Annotated in this window: 16 protein-coding genes; 6 read left to right on the forward strand and 10 right to left on the reverse strand. The window is 63.2% G+C overall.

Annotation, left to right across the window (positions count from 1 at the left end; translation table 11 throughout):
* Positions 1 to 12 precede the first annotated feature (12 nt).
* Both METH_RS03265 and METH_RS03270 read right to left on the reverse strand, forming a co-directional pair.
* Positions 13 to 330, reverse strand: coding sequence for an H-NS histone family protein (locus METH_RS03265; RefSeq protein WP_024088990.1), 318 nt, complete (start codon positions 328 to 330; stop codon positions 13 to 15).
* 117 nt (positions 331 to 447) lie between these two features.
* Complete coding sequence (locus tag METH_RS03270; RefSeq protein WP_024088991.1) at positions 448 to 2,415, reverse strand: protein meaA; 1,968 nt, start codon at positions 2,413 to 2,415, stop codon at positions 448 to 450.
* Positions 2,416 to 2,584: 169 nt separating this feature from the next.
* Between METH_RS03270 and METH_RS03275 the strand changes: the two genes are divergently transcribed.
* From METH_RS03275 to METH_RS03305, 6 genes are all read left to right on the forward strand, one after another.
* Positions 2,585 to 4,015, forward strand: coding sequence for a 1-acyl-sn-glycerol-3-phosphate acyltransferase (locus tag METH_RS03275; RefSeq protein ID WP_024088992.1), 1,431 nt, complete (start codon positions 2,585 to 2,587; stop codon positions 4,013 to 4,015).
* Between the two features lie 112 nt (positions 4,016 to 4,127).
* Positions 4,128 to 5,414 (forward strand): crotonyl-CoA carboxylase/reductase, encoded by a 1,287-nt coding sequence (gene ccrA, locus METH_RS03280; RefSeq protein WP_024088993.1) that lies wholly within the window; start codon positions 4,128 to 4,130, stop codon positions 5,412 to 5,414.
* A 355-nt stretch (positions 5,415 to 5,769) separates the two neighbouring features.
* Positions 5,770 to 6,489 (forward strand): helix-turn-helix transcriptional regulator, encoded by a 720-nt coding sequence (locus METH_RS03290; protein WP_024088995.1) that lies wholly within the window; start codon positions 5,770 to 5,772, stop codon positions 6,487 to 6,489.
* 92 nt (positions 6,490 to 6,581) lie between these two features.
* On the forward strand, positions 6,582 to 7,223 hold the full coding sequence (locus METH_RS03295) for an acyl-homoserine-lactone synthase (RefSeq protein WP_024088996.1): 642 nt from the start codon (positions 6,582 to 6,584) through the stop codon (positions 7,221 to 7,223).
* A 63-nt stretch (positions 7,224 to 7,286) separates the two neighbouring features.
* A complete protein-coding gene (locus METH_RS03300; protein ID WP_024088997.1) occupies positions 7,287 to 8,825 on the forward strand; it encodes an ATP-dependent DNA helicase in 1,539 nt (512 codons plus the stop codon).
* The gene (locus METH_RS03305) at positions 8,822 to 9,559 is read left to right on the forward strand and encodes an SDR family oxidoreductase (protein ID WP_024088998.1); all 738 of its coding nucleotides are present in this window, start codon (positions 8,822 to 8,824) and stop codon (positions 9,557 to 9,559) included. The genes METH_RS03300 and METH_RS03305 overlap by 4 nt, the downstream gene beginning before the upstream one ends.
* A gap of 175 nt (positions 9,560 to 9,734) precedes the next feature.
* Here METH_RS03305 and METH_RS03310 read toward each other — a convergent pair whose 3' ends face one another.
* The 8 genes from METH_RS03310 to METH_RS03345 all read right to left on the reverse strand — a co-directional run bounded on the left by METH_RS03310 (position 9,735) and on the right by METH_RS03345 (position 17,618).
* On the reverse strand, positions 9,735 to 10,520 hold the full coding sequence (locus METH_RS03310; RefSeq protein ID WP_024088999.1) for a TIGR02186 family protein: 786 nt from the start codon (positions 10,518 to 10,520) through the stop codon (positions 9,735 to 9,737).
* Positions 10,521 to 10,522: 2 nt separating this feature from the next.
* Positions 10,523 to 11,446, reverse strand: coding sequence for a sulfite exporter TauE/SafE family protein (locus tag METH_RS03315; RefSeq protein ID WP_024089000.1), 924 nt, complete (start codon positions 11,444 to 11,446; stop codon positions 10,523 to 10,525).
* Between the two features lie 130 nt (positions 11,447 to 11,576).
* Positions 11,577 to 12,500 (reverse strand): sulfite exporter TauE/SafE family protein, encoded by a 924-nt coding sequence (locus METH_RS03320; protein WP_024089001.1) that lies wholly within the window; start codon positions 12,498 to 12,500, stop codon positions 11,577 to 11,579.
* Between the two features lie 166 nt (positions 12,501 to 12,666).
* A complete protein-coding gene (locus tag METH_RS03325) occupies positions 12,667 to 13,632 on the reverse strand; it encodes an ABC transporter permease (protein ID WP_024089002.1) in 966 nt (321 codons plus the stop codon).
* Positions 13,632 to 14,726 (reverse strand): ABC transporter permease, encoded by a 1,095-nt coding sequence (locus METH_RS03330; protein ID WP_024089003.1) that lies wholly within the window; start codon positions 14,724 to 14,726, stop codon positions 13,632 to 13,634. Before METH_RS03330 ends, METH_RS03325 begins: the two co-directional genes overlap by 1 nt.
* A complete protein-coding gene (locus METH_RS03335; protein ID WP_024089004.1) occupies positions 14,726 to 16,255 on the reverse strand; it encodes an ABC transporter ATP-binding protein in 1,530 nt (509 codons plus the stop codon). The genes METH_RS03330 and METH_RS03335 overlap by 1 nt, the downstream gene beginning before the upstream one ends.
* The gene (locus tag METH_RS03340; RefSeq protein WP_024089005.1) at positions 16,252 to 16,605 is read right to left on the reverse strand and encodes a nuclear transport factor 2 family protein; all 354 of its coding nucleotides are present in this window, start codon (positions 16,603 to 16,605) and stop codon (positions 16,252 to 16,254) included. The genes METH_RS03335 and METH_RS03340 overlap by 4 nt, the downstream gene beginning before the upstream one ends.
* Before the next feature lie 17 nt (positions 16,606 to 16,622).
* Positions 16,623 to 17,618, reverse strand: a complete 996-nt coding sequence (locus tag METH_RS03345; protein WP_024089006.1) for a BMP family lipoprotein — start codon at positions 17,616 to 17,618, stop codon at positions 16,623 to 16,625.
* Between the last annotated feature and the right edge of the window lie 73 nt (positions 17,619 to 17,691).

The following is a 17,691-nucleotide window of genomic DNA, read 5'->3' on the forward strand; positions in this document are numbered from 1 at the left end:
CCGCCGTCAGGATCAGATTTCCAGGTCGGAAATATCCATGCCCGCCGTCAGCGCAGCATGCACCCAATGCGGTTTGCGGCCGCGGCCGGTCCAGGTTTCTTCGTGGTTGTGGGGATTGCGGTATTTCGGGGCCGCTTTGTTTTTCTTTGTGCCCTGGCGCGACGCATTGGCGATTTCTTCCAGGGAAAAGCCGTATTTTGCAGCTGCTTCTTCAGCCGCTTTCAAAGCTTCCTGGCGTTCGCGCACTTCCGCTGCGCGCAGCGCTTCTTCCACATCGCCTTGCAGCTGAAGAAGTTCTTTTCTGGTCATTGCCGAAAGATCGAGGGTCATTCTGTACTCCACATTAAATGACATACCGGAGGTTCCGGTATGTCATTCTTTATGGCGCAAATGCCAGACGCGTTTCAGCATCTTTTTCCTAATTCGCGGAAAAATGCCGAAGAAAGGTCAATTCACTGCAATTTCCGGTGGCCTTGCCAAGTTCACAATGTCGCTCATAATTGAATTGAGCTCGAAGTCTTTGGGGGTGTAAACGCGCGCCACGCCCATGGATTTCAGCCTTTCCGCGTCGTCATCCGGGATGATCCCGCCGACGATCACCGGGATATGGCCAAGGCCGGCCTCCTGCATGCGGCCCATCATCTCCTCGACCAAGGGCAGGTGGCTGCCGGACAGGATCGACAGGCCGACCACATGGGCGTCGTCCTTTTGCGCCGCCTCCACCAGCTCTGCCGGGGTCATGCGGATGCCGTCATAGGTGATGTCCATGCCGCAGTCGCGGGCGCGGAAGGCGATCTGCTCGGCGCCATTGGAATGGCCGTCGAGGCCCGGCTTGCCGACCACGAATTTTATCCGGCGGCCCAGCACGTCGCTGACTGCATTAACCGCATCGCGCAGGTCGTCCAGCCCCTCGGTCTTGTTCGAGACGGAGGCCGACACGCCGGTCGGGCCGCGGTAGGTGCCGTAAACCTTGCGCATCTCCTCGGCCCATTCGCCGGTGGTGACGCCGGCCTTGGCGGCGGCAATCGAGGGCTCCATGATATTGGCGCCGCTTTGCGCCGCGGCGCGCAGGGCGGCGAGTGCCGTTTCCACCGCCGCATTGTCCCGCTCGCTGCGCCAGGCGTTCAGGCGGCTGATCTGCTCCTGCTCCACCGCCGGGTCGACCACCATGATGCCGCCATCCTCGGTCTGCAGCGGCGACGGTTCGCCTTCGGTCCATTTGTTGACGCCGACCACGACGGTTTCGTTCTTCTCGATCCGGTTCAGGCGCTCGGCATTGGAATCGACCAGACGGCCTTTCATGTATTCGATCGAGGCCACAGCGCCGCCCATCGATTCCAGGTTGGCCAGCTCGGCCCGGGCACCGTCCTTCAGCTCTTCCACCTTGGCGTCCACTGCCGGGTTGCCGTCGAACAGGTCGCCGTATTCCAAGAGGTCGGTCTCATAGGCCAGGATCTGCTGCATCCGCATCGACCACTGCTGGTCCCAGGGGCGGGGCAGGCCAAGGGCCTCGTTCCAGGCGGGCAGCTGCACCGCACGGGCGCGCGCCTTTTTCGACAGGGTCACCGCCAGCATTTCGATCAGGATGCGGTAGACGTTGTTTTCCGGCTGCTGCTCGGTCAGCCCCAGCGAGTTCACCTGCACGCCATAGCGGAAGCGGCGGAACTTGGGGTCGCCCACGCCGTAGCGCTTCTCGCAGATCTCGTCCCACAGGTCGACAAAGGCACGCATCTTGCACATCTCGGTGACAAAGCGGATGCCCGCATTCACAAAGAAGGAGATCCGCCCGACCATCGCCGGGAAGTCTTCTGGCGCGATGCGCGGCTTCAGCTCGTCCAGCACCGCCTGCGCGGTGGCCAGCGCAAAGGCCAGCTCCTGCTCCGGCGTGGCTCCAGCCTCCTGCAGGTGGTAGGAACACACGTTCATCGGGTTCCACTTGGGCACGTTTGTATAGCAGTACTCGGCCACATCGGCGATCATCTTGAGGCTGGGTTTGGGCGGGCAGACATAGGTGCCGCGGCTGAGGTATTCCTTGATCAGATCGTTCTGAACCGTGCCCTGCAGCTTCGAGATATCCGCGCCCTGTTCTTCGGCTACCGCGATATAGAGAGACAGCAGCCAGGGCGCCGTCGCATTGATGGTCATCGAGGTGTTCATCTGTTCCAGCGGGATCTCGTCGAACAGCGTCCGCATGTCGCCAAGATGGCCGATCGGCACACCAACCTTGCCCACTTCGCCGCGCGCCAGCACGTGGTCGCTGTCGTACCCGGTCTGGGTCGGCAGGTCGAAGGCGACCGACAGGCCGGTCTGCCCTTTGGCCAGATTGGAGCGGTACAGCGCATTGGACGCCGATGCCGTGGAATGGCCGGCATAGGTGCGGATCAGCCAGGGGCGGTCTTTTTGCATCTGCGGCATGTCGGGCCTCGCGAGTCAGTGTGTCGGTAATTTTATTTCGTCATGCAGATGTAAACTGCAATTTTCAACCCATGTCAATTCGCTGCGTTGCGGCAATTCCGCTGCCAGGGCGCGGCGCCCTGGCGGCATGGCGCTTGTAAAGGGCGTGGGCCTGCGCAACTGTCTCTTTATGACGCAGACCGTGGAACTTCCGCTCTGGCTCTTTGTGCTGATCGTGGGCTTTGCCGCGGTGACCCTTGCCTCGCATTTTCTGTTCCCCTCGGTGCGCTGGTTTTTCCGGCGGCGGCTGGAACGCGCGGTGGCGCGGCTGAATCAGCGGCTGGAGCGCCCGATTGAGCCGTTCAAGCTGACCCGCCGCTATGACATGATTCAACGATTGATCCATGATCCGCAGGTGGCCAAGGCGGCGGTGGATCATGCGGCGGCAGAAGGCATCCCGGAAAACGTGGCGTTCGAGCAGGTGCGCCGTTATGCCCGCGAAATTGTCCCCGGATTTTCCGCCTTTGCCTATTTCGGCCTCGCCATCCGCGCGGCGCGGCGGCTGTCCAACGCGGTCTACAGGGTGCGGCTGGGCCATCAGGACGAGGCGGCGCTGCGGGCCATCGACCCCGATGCGACGGTGGTCTTTGTGATGAATCACCGCTCCAATATGGACTATGTGCTGGTCACCTACCTGGCGGCGGAACGCTCGGCGCTGTCTTATGCGGTGGGGGAATGGGCGCGGGTCTGGCCGCTCAGCCGCTTGATCCGGGCGATGGGGGCCTATTTCATCCGCCGCCGTTCGCGCAATGATCTCTACCGCAAAGTGCTGGCGGCCTACGTGCGGCTGGCCACGCGGGGCGGTTCCACCCAGGCGATGTTCCCCGAAGGGGGCCTCAGCCTGGATGGCGCCATCGCTGCCCCCAGGCTGGGCCTGTTGAAATACATCGTCGAAGGCTGTGACCCGGAAGGGCGTGATGTGGTCTTTGTGCCGGTGGCGCTGAATTACGACCGGGTGCTGGAAGACAGGATTCTGACATCTGCCGCCAAGGATAAAGAACGGAGATTCCGCGCCCGCATCGGCCTGGTCGCGCTGCGGCTGCTGCGGCTGCTGTGGCTGTGGATGACCGGGCGTTACCGCCGTTCGGGCTATGCCGGGGTGAACTTTGGCCGGCCCCTCAGCCTGGCCGCGTTCAAAGCCGGGCGGGACGGCGATTTGACCAGGCCGCTGGGACGGGAACTGATGGCGCGGATCAGCGCCATTGTTCCGGTGCTGCCGGTGCCGCTGATCGCCGCCATCCTGCAGCAGCACGGCCCCCTCAGCCGCGCCGCCGTGGAGCATCGGCTGGCGGAACTGATTGCGGCGATGCCGCTGGCCCATGTCCACATGCCGCGGGAAAACCTGGGCTATTCTGCGGAAGCAGGGCTGCGGCAGCTGGCGCGGCGCGGACTTATCGCCGAGGATAACGGCCGGTTCAGCCCGGTTGCGGCGCGGCGCGACCTGCTGGCCTTCTATGCCAATTCCATCCGCCACCTGTTGCCCCGGAACGGTGCGCATCCGGACCGCGGGGATGGTTTTTCTGCACCTGCCAAGAGTAATGCTGCACCTGCAGGGTCATAAAATTACCCATACAGGCCAAAAGGGGTTGCATTATTATCTTGTCGATCCTATCCCTCAAGTAACCGCTGCGATTCTGCACCGCGGCAATTGATAGGATGCAAAGGAGGCCATCATGGCATTGGATACCCAGACTGACGTCATGTCGTACGAGGCGCCCGAAAAAGATCTTTATGAGATGGGCGAAATGCCCCCGATGGGTTATGTGCCCAAAAAGATGTACGCATGGGCGATCCGCAAAGAGCGCCACGGCGAACCGAACACTGCGATGGAGCAGGAAGTGGTCGACGTGCCGGAGCTGGACAGCAATGAGGTGCTGGTTCTGGTGATGGCAGCGGGCGTCAACTACAATGGCGTCTGGGCCTCCCTCGGAACGCCGATCTCGCCCTTTGACGGCCACAAGGCGCCTTATCACATCGCCGGTTCCGACGCTTCGGGCATCGTCTGGGCGGTGGGGTCGAAGGTGACGCGCTGGAAGGTCGGCGACGAGGTGGTGATCCACTGCAATCAGGACGACGGCGACGACGAGGAGTGCAACGGCGGCGATCCGATGTACTCGCCCAGCCAGCGGATCTGGGGCTATGAGACACCGGACGGTTCATTCGCCCAGTTCACCAACGTGCAGGCCCAGCAGCTGATGCCGCGCCCCAAGCATCTGACCTGGGAAGAAAGCGCCTGCTACACGCTGACGCTGGCCACCGCCTACCGGATGCTGTTCGGCCACGAGCCGCATGATCTGAAGCCGGGTCAGAACGTGCTGGTCTGGGGCGCTTCGGGCGGCCTGGGGTCTTATGCGATCCAGCTGATCAACACCGCCGGCGCCAACGCCATCGGCGTGATCTCGGATGAAAGCAAACGCGATTTCGTCATGGGCCTGGGTGCTAAGGGCGTGCTGAACCGCAAGGACTTCAACTGCTGGGGCCAGCTGCCCAAGGTGAACACGCCCGAATATGCCAATTGGTTCAAGGAAGCCCGCAAGTTCGGCAAGGCGATCTGGGACATCACCGGCAAAGGCGTGAATGTCGACATGGTGTTCGAACACCCCGGCGAGGCAACCTTCCCGGTCTCCACCTTCGTGGTGAAAAAGGGCGGCATGGTGGTGATCTGCGCAGGCACCACCGGTTATAACCTGACCTTTGACGTCCGTTACATGTGGATGCACCAGAAACGTCTGCAGGGTTCGCATTTTGCGCATCTGAAACAGGCCGCCGCGGCGAACAAGCTGATGGTCGAGCGCCGCCTGGACCCCTGCATGTCCGAGGTCTTTACCTGGAACGACCTGCCCGAGGCGCACATGAAGATGCTGCGCAACGAGCACCTTCCCGGCAATATGTCGGTGCTGGTGCAGGCGCCGAAGACCGGCCTGCGCACCCTTCAGGATGTGCTCGAGGCCAAAAGCTGATCCTCTGTCTGATCCAAACCGGACTTAAGGCTTCCCGCGAATCACCTAGGTGGTTCGCGGGTTTTTTTACTATATTTCATTATTTCAGCAGGTTACCCGTTGATCACTCGTTATGTCCGGGGAGGCGCGGTGTGGAGGCAGCGCAATCAGGCTGTTGCCGCTCCGCTTCCGGCGCAACACCCGCGCAACCGGGTGCCGGGCAGCAGGAAATTGCCTTTATCCCGGAGGTTGCCATTGACCGCGCAGAGTGCTGCACTGCAAAAGACCAGAAATTATTTGTAATGAAGCCTGAGGCAATCTTGCTGGTTGTGAAACGCCGGATCGGGCAGGCTCTGGACTGAACGGGTATACGGCAATGGGACATAAGGCGGAATTGAACCGGATTCTGGAGGCGCTCGACGCCACCGGAACCCTAGATGGGCTGCAATCGATCATTGATCAGGTTTGCGGCGTGTTCGGGGTCGATCATGCCATGTATCATTGGGTCGACAGCGCCGGCGACCACTACTATTTCGGCACCTATCCGCCGGCCTGGATCGAGCGCTACCAGGAGATGGCCTATGTGCGGGTCGATCCGGTGGTGGCCGGCTGTTATCAGCGTTTCCACCCGGTTGACTGGAAGCGGCTGGACTGGTCGCCGAAACCGGCGCGCGAGTTCCTGAAAGACGCGCTGGAGCATGGGGTCGGCAATCAGGGCTATTCCATTCCGATCCGCGGGCCGAACGGGCAATTTGCGGTGTTTACCGTCAGCCATAATTGCGACGACGAGGCCTGGGAGAAACTCACGGAGCGCTACAGCCGCGATATGATCCTGATGGCGCATTATTTCAACCGCAAGGCGCTTGAATTTGAACCCAGCCGCAGCCCTGAGCAGGCCCAGCCGCTGTCGCCGCGTGAAGTGGACGCGCTGACACTGCTGGCCATCGGCTACAGCCGTGCGCAGGTGGCCAAGACCCTGGCAATCTCCGAGCATACGCTGCGTGTCTATATTGAAAGCGCCCGGTTCAAGCTTGGGGCGATCAATACGACCCACGCCATAACCCGGGCCGTGACACTCGGTTTTATTGTAGTTTAACGGCAGAGTGTGAAGGTCGTGGAAAGTACACTCTAGAATTGAATAACTCAAGCGTAACCTGTCCCCACTTTTAACCAAAAGGGGACTATTCAATGCTTCGTTATATCTACGGCCATGATCTTCACAACCACGCCTGCCTTGCGCACTCGATGTTCCGCGACCGGGCGGATCAATTCCGGACCCGGCTGGGCTGGGAGGTGCAAGTGGACCGCAAGGGGGAGGAGCGCGACCAGTATGATCAGCTGGATCCGCTCTATGTGATCTGGGAAATGCCGGATGGCAGCCATGGCGGCTCCATGCGGTTTCTTCCGACCACTGGCCCGGTGATGGTCAATGACGTCTTTCTTGACCTGGCCGGCGGGGTGCCGATCTGCAGCCCGCTGATCTGGGAATGCACCCGCTTCTGCCTGTCACGCAACGCGGACGGCAATGCGGCGGGGGCGCTGACCCTGGGCGGGGTCGAGATCATGCGCAATTTTTCCATCGCCCATTTCGCCGGTGTCTTCGACCGGCGCATGGTGCGGATCTACCGCAGCCTCGGCTTCAGCCCGGAGATCATCGGCACCCAGGGCGAAGGCCGTGAACGGGTCTGCCTTGGCCTGTGGGAATACACGCCCGAAGTTTATCAGGCTGTAGCGTCCAAGGCCGGGATCGCCCCCGAATTGTCGCAGCTCTGGTTCGACCGTTCCTTCGGGGCCGCGGGTGCGGCAGCGCCCATGGCTCTTACCGGCTGATTGAAGCGGAATCCGGGGCCGGATCCTCTGGCGGACCCGGTCCCGCGGCTGTAGGGTCGCGCAATGACAGCTCTGCCCGTACAGTTTTCCGACGACCAGGCCACCGCTTTTGACAGCGTGACCGAACTCCTGCGCAAGGCGGGGGTGGATCTTGATGACGGGCTGTTGCAGCCGCCCCGCGGCGACGCCGGGGTGATGGCCGTGATCGGCAAGGCCGGATCAGGCAAGACGCTGCTGCTGGCCGAGCTTTACAAGGCGCTGGAGCAGGCCGGGGTTGAGGTCGTCTCGGGCGATTATGAAAGCCGCAAGAAAGGCGACGACCGCCGCACCCTGGCGATCCTGGCACCGACCAACAAGGCGGCCAGCGTCCTGCGCCTGCGCGGCGTCCCTGCGACAACCATCCACCGCATTCTTTACACGCCGGTCTATGACCCGGAATATGAACGGATCGCCGAATGGCTGGCAGGGCAGGGCGACAAGCCCGCAATCGAAGGGCTGACCGAAGAAGCCCTGGCCCGCGCGGCTGCGTTCTACGAGAAAAACAAGTCGATTCCCGGCGCCCTGGCTGCGGCAGGCCTGCGCGGCTCTGACTTCATCACCGGCTGGAAGCGGCGGGAGGAGCCGCTTGATATCGGTTTTGTCGACGAAGCCTCGATGCTGGACGACCGCCAGTTCGAAGACCTGAAAGAGATCTTTCCAAATCTGGTGCTGTTTGGCGACCCGGCGCAGCTGGCCCCGGTCAACCAGTCGGGGTCAATGGTGTTCGACACCCTGCCGGAGCCGCAGCGCCTGATCCTGAACCGCATTCACCGGCAGGAGGCCGGCAATCCGATCCTGGATCTCGCCCACGCTCTGGCCGATCCGCAGCTGGGGTTTGAGGATTTCGAACGGATGGTCGAAGACACCGCACGGCGCGACGACCGCGTTGTCTGGGGCCAGCGGGTGGAGGTCGATCTGATGGCACGCTCGCCGGTGCTTGTCTGGCGCAACAATACACGGATCCGGCTGATCAACGCCTTCCGCGCCGTGCATGGCGCGCCGGAGGATGAGCTGATCGCCGGCGAGCCGCTGATCTGCGACGGGATCGAACTGCCGATGAAACACCGCAAGAAACGCCTGGATCTCGAGGCCCGCGGGCTGATCAAGGGCGCCCAGGTGATTTTTCTCGGCTCCGGCCGCAAACCCGGATTCTCCCGTCTGCATGTGATGGGGGCGGAAGACCCGCAGGTCTCTGCCGCTTCCATCGTCAAAATCGAAAAGCCGGATGAGGAGGAGCCCTTCATCCCCTACGCCGCCCGCATGGGCGCCACCTTCCTGCACGGTGCGGCGGTGACCATACACAAGGCGCAAGGCTCGCAATGGGACACCACCCAGGTGTTTGCCCCGGATATTTACGCCGCCGCCCGCATGGGCCGGGTCGAGGCGGGCCAGCCGCTGTGGAAGCGGCTGGCCTATGTGGCGATCACCCGGGCGCAGGAGCGGCTGATCTGGGTGGTGCGCAACCGCCTGGCCAAGCCCTCAGGCCCGCTGCAGGTCGATGACCTGAAGGCTGTGCCAGCCGCGGCACTGACACTGGAAGTGCAAGAGGAGACCCCGGCATGAGCAAATCCATTCTGATCACCGGCGCCAGCTCCGGCATCGGCCGCGCTGCGGCGCAGGTATTCCTGGCCGAAGGCTGGCAGGTGGGGCTGCTGGCCCGCCGCGCGGACAGGCTGACCGAGACGGCGCAGGGCCACGCCAATGCGCATGTGCTGCCCGCGGATGTGACCGACCCGGCAGCGGTGGATCACGCGGTGAACCGTTTTGCCATGGCCGCGGGGCGGCTGGACGTGCTGTTCAACAACGCTGGCATCTTCACACCGCCCGGCACCATTGATGAAATCCCGCTGGAAGACTGGTTTGCATCCGTCAACGTGAACCTCACCGGCATGTATCTGTCCGCCCGCGCCGCCTTCCGGCAGATGCGCCAGCAGACGCCGCAGGGCGGGCGGATCATCAACAACGGCTCCATCGCTGCCCATGTGCCGCGTCCGCAGTCGGCGCCTTACGCGGCGACCAAGGCGGCCATCACCGGTCTCACCAAAAGCCTGTCGCTGGACGGACGGCCCTTTGATATCGCCTGCGGCCAGATCGACATCGGCAACACCCGCACGCCGATGGTCGAAGACTTGAGCCAGCGTCACGCCGACGCCAGCCCCGGTGCCGAGCCGATGCATACATTTGCGGTGGAAGACGCTGCCAAATCAGTGCTGCACATGGCCAATCTGCCGCTGGAAGCAAATGTGCAGTTCATGACAGTGATGGCCACCAAGATGCCCTATATCGGCCGCGGCTGACCTCTCCCGCCCGTCGCCGGCGCCTTAAGGATGCGCCGCTCCCGTTGGGCCTGGCGCTGCGCTGGCACGCAGCGCGCCTCCGGCAGTATTTTCACCAAGCAGAAACGGGGGGGGCATCTTTCCCGAATGCTCCGGGGTGCATTGGCCGCGCGGCCAAAAGGGGCAGCGCCCCTCTCTACCGGTTCCTGAGCAGGCTGAAGGCGGCAGAGGCGCCCCAGCCGGAGGCAATAGCAATCGCCAGCGCCATCAAACCATACAAAAACGGCTGCTCGCGGGACATTGAATACAGAAACCGTTCCAGCCCCACTTTGCGCACGTGGATCGTGGTCTCGTAGTTGGAGACAACCTCGCCGCCGCGGGTCAGGAAAATGCGGGTCTGATACTCGCCTTCGGTCAGATCGGCCGGCATTTTGATGGCAGTGCGGAACAGGGTCTGTTCATCCACGGCAACTGTATTCTCCCGCAGCGAATAAAGCCCGTTGCCTTCCCGGATGCGCACCACCGCGTCGGCAAAGGACTGGGCGCCGCGGATATGCATTGCCGCGCCGACCGAACGGATGGCCCGTTCGATGGAGACCCGGAACCGAAGGTCCTCGGTATCTGTCAGCACCTGGCGGAACGGTGCACTGGTGGCCACGGCGTAAAATGCCGGAGCCGAGTCCACCAGGACACTGTCCACATTGACCCAGATGCCCAGTTTCTTTTCCTTGCGGCGGACCGTCACCGCCGGCGCCGGGCCGGAGACGGTGACAATCACCTCCAGCGGGTTGTCTGACGGAATCGGGGTTTCGCGTTTCACCGCGCCGAAAACCAGGATCTCCGAACCGTCGAAGGTGGCGGTGATTGCCACCCGGTCCTGGCTGAGGCCCAGAACGACCTCTTCCTCGGCTGCCTGGGCCGCGGAATGCGGCAGCAGCGCCAGCGCGGCAGCGGTAAGGGCGGGCATAAGCAGTTTGCGCATAATCAGTGGCCTCCCGCGGCGCCGAGCGAGTACAGCTCAGCCGGTTGCAGCAGCAGCTCAAGCCCCAGTTTGACGCAGACGATGATCACCATCAGCGCCAGCAGGATCCGCAGCTGTTCGGCCTTCAGGTAGACACCGATGCGGGTGCCGATCTGGGCGCCGATCACGCCGCCGACCAGCAGCAGCACTGCCAGAACGATGTCTACGGTATAGTTGGTGGTGGCATGCAGCATGGTGGTGAAGGCGGTGACCAGGATGATCTGGAACAGCGAGGTGCCGACAACCACTTTGGTCGGCATGCCGAGGATGTAAATCATCGCCGGAACCATGATAAAACCGCCGCCGACCCCCATGATGGCGGCCAGAATGCCGACGCAGATGCCGACCAGGACCGGCGGGATCACCGAGATATAAAGGCCCGAGGTCCGGAACCGCATCTTGAACGGCAGCGCATGCACCCAGCTGCGCTGGCGCCGCGGCGCCGGGGCCGTGCCGCCTGCTTTCTTGGATTTGCGGATGGCGTTCAGGCTTTCGATGAACATCAGCGCGCCAACCACGCCAAGGAAAATGACATAGCAGAGCTTGACCAGCAGATCGACCTGGCCAAGCGCCTTGAGGTAGTTGAACACCACCACCCCCAGCGCGGCCCCCATCAGGCCGCCGGCCTGCAGTACTAGTCCCATCTTGATGTCGACCGTGCGCCTTCGGAAATGCGCCAGCACGCCGGAAAAGGATGAGGCGACAATCTGGTTTGCTTCCGTGGCCACAGCCACGGCGGGCGGGATGCCGATGAAAAACAATAGCGGCGTCATCAGGAAGCCGCCGCCGACTCCGAACATGCCCGAGAGAACCCCGACCATTCCCCCGAGGCCCAGGAGAAGGAAGGCATTGACCGAGACCTCAGCTATGGGAAGGTATATCTGCATGGTCCTTGTTAAACCGCAGTTCGTTCAAAAATCAATGATCTATGCCGCTCTGCAGCGTGCAGGACTGACTTGACGCGGCAAACTGGACTTATCATCACGGTGCAGCATGTGCCGCCGCCGTTTGCGCTGTTCAGCCGCCGCTCAGCTCTGTCAGCGAAAACAGGTCGGCGGGTTCCAGCAGCAGCTCGAACGCGATCTTGACCGAGACAGACAGCACCAGCAGGGCAAGCAGCACCCGCAGCTGCTCTGCCTTCAGACGGGCGCCGATGCGGGTGCCGACCTGGGCCCCGGCGACTCCGCCCGCCAGCAGCAGCAGCGCCAGCATCACATCGACGGTGTAATTTGTGGTGGCATGCATGAGCGTGGTGAAACCGGCGACAAAGATGATCTGAAACAGCGATGTTCCGATCACCACCTTGGTCGGCATCCCCAGGATGTAGATCATCGCGGGCACCATGATGAAGCCGCCGCCAACCCCCATGATGGCCGACAGCATGCCGACCCCGAAGCCGACCAGCACCGGCGGGATGGCCGAGATATAAAGACCGGACGCGCGGAACCGCATCTTGTAGGGCATGGTCTGCACCCACGAGCGCTGGCGGCGCTTGTAGGCGGGCGCCGGGCCGGCCAGGCGTGCCTTGCGGATCGCGTTCACGCTTTCGACCAGCATCAGCCCGCCGATCACTCCCAGGAACAGCACGTAGCAAAGCTGCACGGCCAGATCGACCTGGCCAAGCTGCTTGAGGAAGTTGAAGATCACCATGCCGATCGCGGCGCCGATCAGCCCGCCGCCGAGCAGCACGTATCCCATCTTCAGATCAACGGTGCGCCGCCGCAGATGCGCCATGAGGCCGGAAACGGAAGAGGCGACCACCTGATTGGCGGAGGTGGCAACTGCCACCGAAGGCGGAATGCCGATCAGGAACAGCAGCGGCGTGATCAGGAAACCGCCGCCGACGCCGAACATGCCGGACAGCACCCCGACGGCGCCGCCGATGCCCAGCAGCACCAGAAAGTTGACCGAGACTTCGGCAATGGGAAGGAAGACATGCATGTCGGCTATACTGCAAGCGCGGCCCGCGGGGTCAACCTTGCATGCGGCTCTGCGGCCGACAGGACCGACGCGCGGCCGCAGAAGATGGCGGGTCCCAGCCGAGACAGGCGGCGGAAACGGGAACGCCCGGTGCGGAGCCGGGCGTTTCTGGCAGCTGGAAGCAGTATCAGCGCTCCTTGACGTAAGGCTGCCCGCCGGCCCGCGGCGGGATCGCTTTGCCGACGAACCCGGCCAGAATCACCACCGTCAGCACATAGGGCAGCGCATCCATGGCCTGCACCGGAATGGTGATGCCGCCCAGCTCGATGTTCTGGAACCGCAGCGCGACGGCCTGCAGCAGGCCGAACAACAGGCAGGCGCCCATCGCGTGCCAGGGCCGCCACTTGGCAAAGATCAGCGCTGCCAGGGCGATGAAGCCGCGGCCTGCGGTCATGTCCTTGACAAAGCCTGCCTGCAGCGCGGTGGCCAGATAGGCGCCGGCGATGCCGCACAGCAGGCCGCAGATCATCACCGCCGCGTAGCGCAGGCCGACAACCGAAACGCCGGCCGTATCCACCGCCGCCGGGTTTTCGCCCACTGCGCGCAGGCGCAGGCCGAACCGGGTGCGGGACAGGATCCACCAGGTGGCAGGCACCGCCAGGAAGGCGATGTAGACCAGGATCGAATGGCCTGACAGCAGCTCGGCATAGATCGGACCCAGTACCGGCACTCCGGCCAGGCTGTCGGCAAAGGGCAGGGTGATCGGCCCGAACCGCCCGCCGCTGAACAGCGACGGGGTGCGGCCGCCCTGCTGGAACCAGTCCTGGGCGATCAGCACGGTCATGCCTGCAGCCAGAAAGTTGATGGCCACGCCGGAAATCAGCTGATTGCCCCGGAAGGTGATCGACGCCACCCCGTGCAGGCCGGCCAGCACCAGCGAAGAGCCGATACCCGCCAGAAGACCCAGCCAGACATTGCCGGTAACGGCCGCGACAGCAGCCGAGAAGAAGGCGGCCATCAGCATCTTGCCTTCCAGGCCGATGTCAAAGATGCCCGCGCGCTCGGAGTAGAGGCCTGCGAGGCAGGCCAGCAGCAGGGGTGTCGCCAGGCGGACAGTGGAATCCAAAAGCTGGATGATCGTCAGGAAATCCATCAGTTCGGCCCCTTCCGCACCGCGAGGAAGATCTTTTCAAGCGGCATCCGCACCATGTTGTCCAGCGCGCCGGTGAACAGGATCACCAAGGCCTGGATCACCACGATCAGCTCGCGCGGGATCGAGGTCCAGAGCGCCAGTTCGGCGCCGCCCTGATAGAGGAAGCCGAACAGGATCGCCGCCAGAAACACGCCGAACGGATGATTGCGGCCCATCAACGCCACCGCAATGCCGATGAAACCGGCGCCTTCGGTGGCGTTCAGCACCAGCCGCTCGGCCTCACCCATGACGTTGTTGACCGCCATCATGCCTGCCAGCGCGCCGGAAATCAGCATCGCGATCATGACGGTCCGGACCGGGGAAATCCCGGCATAGCGTGCGCCCGGTTCCGATTTCCCCAAGCTGCGGATTTCATAGCCCAGCGGCGTGCGCCAGATCACCAGCCAGACAAACAGGCAGGCGCCGACGGCAACCAGCAGGCTGACATTGGCCGGGGCGGACTTGGAAAAGCTGATGCCGATCGGGGCCAGCAGTTCGTGCAGGGATGGCAGGTGCACCGCCCCGGGGAAGCGCGCGGTGGCCGGATCCATCGAGCCTTCGGGGCGCAGCACGTTGACCAGCACATAGTTCAGCACCGCCGCGGCGATGAAATTGAACATGATGGTGGTGATCACGATATGGCTGCCGCGCCTGGCCTGCAGATAGGCAGGGATCGCGGCCCAGGCAGCGCCGAAAATACCGGCGCCGAGCGCGGCAAAGACCAGCGCCAGCGACCAGTGCGGCCAAGGGATCAGCAGGCAGACCAGCGCCACGCCAAGCCCCCCCAGCATCGCCTGGCCTTCGCCGCCTATGTTGAACAGGCCCGCATGGGCAGCAACGGCCACCGCAAGGCCGGTGAACATGAAGTTGGTGGCGTAATAGAGCGTGTAGCCCCAGCCATAGGTCGAACCCAGGGCGCCATCGACCATCAGTTTGACCGCGGCCACCGGATCTTCACCGATCCCGAGGATCACCAGGGCCGACAGGAGCGCGGCCAGCAGCAGGCTGATCAGCGGGATCAGGACCACATCGGCCCATTTTGGCATCTTTTCCATTACGCGGCCTCCCCCGCGACACCGGCCATCAGCAGGCCAAGCTCTTTCTCGTCGGTCTGACCGGCAGGGCGTTCTCCCATGATCATGCCGTCGAACATCACCGCAACACGGTCCGCCAGAGACAGGATTTCCTCCAGCTCGACCGAGACCAGCAGGATCGCCTTGCCCTGATCGCGCAAGGCCACGATCTGTTTGTGAATGAACTCAATGGCGCCGATATCGACACCGCGGGTCGGCTGGCCGATCAGCAAAAGCTCCGGGTTGCGCTCAATCTCACGCGCCACGACGATCTTCTGCTGGTTGCCGCCGGAAAAGCTTTTTGCGGCCAGCCAGGGATCCGGCGGGCGCACGTCGAACTTCTCCATCTTGGCTGCGGTATCGGCCTGCAGGGCGGCATTGTTCATCAGGAGGCCGCTCTGATAAGCCGGATCGCGGTGGTAGCCGAAGGCCACATTCTCCCAGGCGTGGAAGTCCATGATAAGGCCCTCGCGCTGGCGGTCCTCCGGCACATGGCCGATATGGGCATGCCGCCGCGCGCTGGCGTCCGCGCCCGGGCCCTTAAGCGGCAAAGGGGTGCCATGCAGATTGATGCTGCCGCTGCCTGCGCGCATGCCGCCCAGAACTTCCAGCAGTTCAGACTGGCCATTGCCGGCCACGCCCGCGATGCCGACAATCTCGCCCGCGCGCACCGTCAGGTCGATGCCTTTAAGGCGTTCAACGCCGGCCTCATCCACCACCCGCAGGTTTTCAATCTCCAGGATCGGCGCGCCAGGCCGGGCCGGCAGCTTGTCCACCCGCAACAGCACTTTGCGGCCCACCATCAGCTCGGCCAGGTGTTCGGGGCTGGTTTCCGCAGTCTTGACGGTGGCGGTCATCTCCCCGCGCCGCATCACGGAAACCGTATCGGTGTATTCCATGATCTCCCGCAGCTTGTGGGTGATCAGAATGATGGTCTTTCCCTCGGCCCGCAACCGGTCGAGGATGCGGAACAGCTGGTCGGCCTCGGACGGCGTCAGCACGCCGGTCGGCTCGTCCAGGATCAGGATCTCGGCCTTGCGGTAGAGCGCCTTCAGGATCTCAACCCGCTGCTGCGCGCCGACGCCGATCTCGTCGATGCGCTTGTCGGGGTCGACGAACAGCTCGTATTCCGCTTCCAGCGCCTTCAGCTCCTTGCGGGCACGGCGCAGCGAGGGCATCAGCATGCCGCTGTCCTCGGCGCCCAGCACGATGTTTTCCAGCACGGTGAAGTTTTCCACCAGTTTGAAATGCTGGAACACCATGCCGATGCCCGCGGCGATCGCCGCCTGGCTGTCGGGGATCGCGGTCCGCTTGCCCTTGATCCAGACCTCGCCCTTGTCGGCTTTGTAAAAGCCGTAGAGGATCGACATCAGCGTCGACTTGCCGGCACCGTTTTCCCCGATGATCCCGTGAATGGTGCCGGGGGCGACGCTGATGGAAATGTCCTTGTTTGCCTGGACCGGGCCAAAAGCCTTGGAAATGCCTTTGAGTTCAATGGCGGGGGCGGTCAATCGGGCTCTCCCATGCCTGTAAAGCCGATCAGCCGCACCACCTTGCCGTCTTCAAGATCGGCAAAATACTGGCCGCGCACCATCCGCTTGCCGTCTTTTTCGAAATCCACCGTGGCACGGGCATGGCCATGGTGCGCCGAGACGGCAACCACCGTGGCTGCAGCTCCGGGCATCATCGCGCTGAACTGCGCGACATACTCAAGATAGGCGCCGCGGCTTTCGATCGGGGCAGGGCAGTTGGGATCGGAGTAGTAGAAACGAGGCCCGATGGCCGCGTCCGTTTTTGCGGCGCGGGTTTCGGGCGATGGGTCGCCCCAGGCCGCAAACAGAGTGTGAATGGAATCCGTCATGGCCTGGGGCTTTCTCTTCAGAAGCTCAGCGCCGGGCAGCTGTCATCCGACATGTAGTCATGCACCTTGATCTCGCCCGAGGCGATCTTGGCCGCGGCATCATCCACCGCGGCCTGCATCTCAGCGGACACCAGCGGCGCGTTGTGCTCGTCCATGGCATAGCCGACACCGCCATTGGCCAAGCCCATGACCGAAAAGCCGGTTTCCATGTCAGCGCCATCGGAGAACGCTTCGAATACCGCGTTGCCGACCTTTTTGGTCATCGAGGTCAGTACCTTGCCGGGATGCAGGTGGTTCTGGTTGCTGTCGACACCGATCGACAGAATGCCTTCGTCGGCGGCGGTCTGCAGCACGCCGACGCCGGTGCCGCCGGCCGCGGCGTAAACCACGTCAGCGCCCTGGCTGATCTGCGCCTTGGTCAGCTCAGATCCCTTCACCGGGTCGTTCCAGGCCGCCGGGGTGGTGCCGGTCATGTTGGAAATCACCTTGGCGTCCGGGTTGGCGGCCTTCACGCCCTCGGCATAGCCGCAGGCAAACTTGCGGATCAGCGGGATGTCCATGCCGCCGATGAAGCCGACAGTGTTCGATTTCGACGCCATCGCCGCCATCATGCCAACCAGATAGGAGCCTTCGTGCTCGTTGAAGACAACCGAGCGCACGTTGTCGCCTTCAACCACCATGTCGATGATGGTGAATTTGGTGTCCGGGTAATCGGCAGCCACCTGGCCCAGGGCATCGGCAAAGGCAAAGCCGACCATCACAATCGGGTTGGCGCCGGCCTCGGCAAAGCGCCGCAGCGCCTGCTCGCGCTGGGCTTCGGATTGCAGCTCGATCTCGCGGTAGCTTTCGCCGGTTTCTTCGGCCCAGCGCTGGGCGCCGCCATGCGCCGCCTCGTTGAAGCTCTTGTCGAATTTGCCGCCCAGGTCGAAGATCAGCGCGGGTTCGGCCAGCGCGGCGCCTGCGGTCAGGGCCAGCGACGCGGCCGCGCCCATCAGCGATTTCATCAGGGTCATCAGGTTAACTCCCACTGTCATTATTGTTGGGTGCAGCGGGATTTTCCGCTGCCCGGCCCCGTTCAGGCCTTAA

It is taken from the genome of Leisingera methylohalidivorans DSM 14336 (assembly GCF_000511355.1).
GTDB lineage: Bacteria > Pseudomonadota > Alphaproteobacteria > Rhodobacterales > Rhodobacteraceae > Leisingera > Leisingera methylohalidivorans.

Bases quoted from the DNA above. Each gene is read 5' to 3' on its own strand.
- METH_RS03265 (WP_024088990.1), bottom strand. From the start codon at position 330: ATGACCCTCGATCTTTCGGCAATGACCAGAAAAGAACTTCTTCAGCTG.
- METH_RS03270 (WP_024088991.1), bottom strand. From the start codon at position 2,415: ATGCCGCAGATGCAAAAAGACCGCCCCTGGCTGATCCGCACCTATGCC.
- METH_RS03275 (WP_024088992.1), top strand. From the start codon at position 2,585: ATGACGCAGACCGTGGAACTTCCGCTCTGGCTCTTTGTGCTGATCGTG.
- ccrA (WP_024088993.1), top strand. From the start codon at position 4,128: ATGGCATTGGATACCCAGACTGACGTCATGTCGTACGAGGCGCCCGAA.
- METH_RS03290 (WP_024088995.1), top strand. From the start codon at position 5,770: ATGGGACATAAGGCGGAATTGAACCGGATTCTGGAGGCGCTCGACGCC.
- METH_RS03295 (WP_024088996.1), top strand. From the start codon at position 6,582: ATGCTTCGTTATATCTACGGCCATGATCTTCACAACCACGCCTGCCTT.
- METH_RS03300 (WP_024088997.1), top strand. From the start codon at position 7,287: ATGACAGCTCTGCCCGTACAGTTTTCCGACGACCAGGCCACCGCTTTT.
- METH_RS03305 (WP_024088998.1), top strand. From the start codon at position 8,822: ATGAGCAAATCCATTCTGATCACCGGCGCCAGCTCCGGCATCGGCCGC.
- METH_RS03310 (WP_024088999.1), bottom strand. From the start codon at position 10,520: ATGCGCAAACTGCTTATGCCCGCCCTTACCGCTGCCGCGCTGGCGCTG.
- METH_RS03315 (WP_024089000.1), bottom strand. From the start codon at position 11,446: ATGCAGATATACCTTCCCATAGCTGAGGTCTCGGTCAATGCCTTCCTT.
- METH_RS03320 (WP_024089001.1), bottom strand. From the start codon at position 12,500: ATGCATGTCTTCCTTCCCATTGCCGAAGTCTCGGTCAACTTTCTGGTG.
- METH_RS03325 (WP_024089002.1), bottom strand. From the start codon at position 13,632: ATGGATTTCCTGACGATCATCCAGCTTTTGGATTCCACTGTCCGCCTG.
- METH_RS03330 (WP_024089003.1), bottom strand. From the start codon at position 14,726: ATGGAAAAGATGCCAAAATGGGCCGATGTGGTCCTGATCCCGCTGATC.
- METH_RS03340 (WP_024089005.1), bottom strand. From the start codon at position 16,605: ATGACGGATTCCATTCACACTCTGTTTGCGGCCTGGGGCGACCCATCG.
- METH_RS03345 (WP_024089006.1), bottom strand. From the start codon at position 17,618: ATGACCCTGATGAAATCGCTGATGGGCGCGGCCGCGTCGCTGGCCCTG.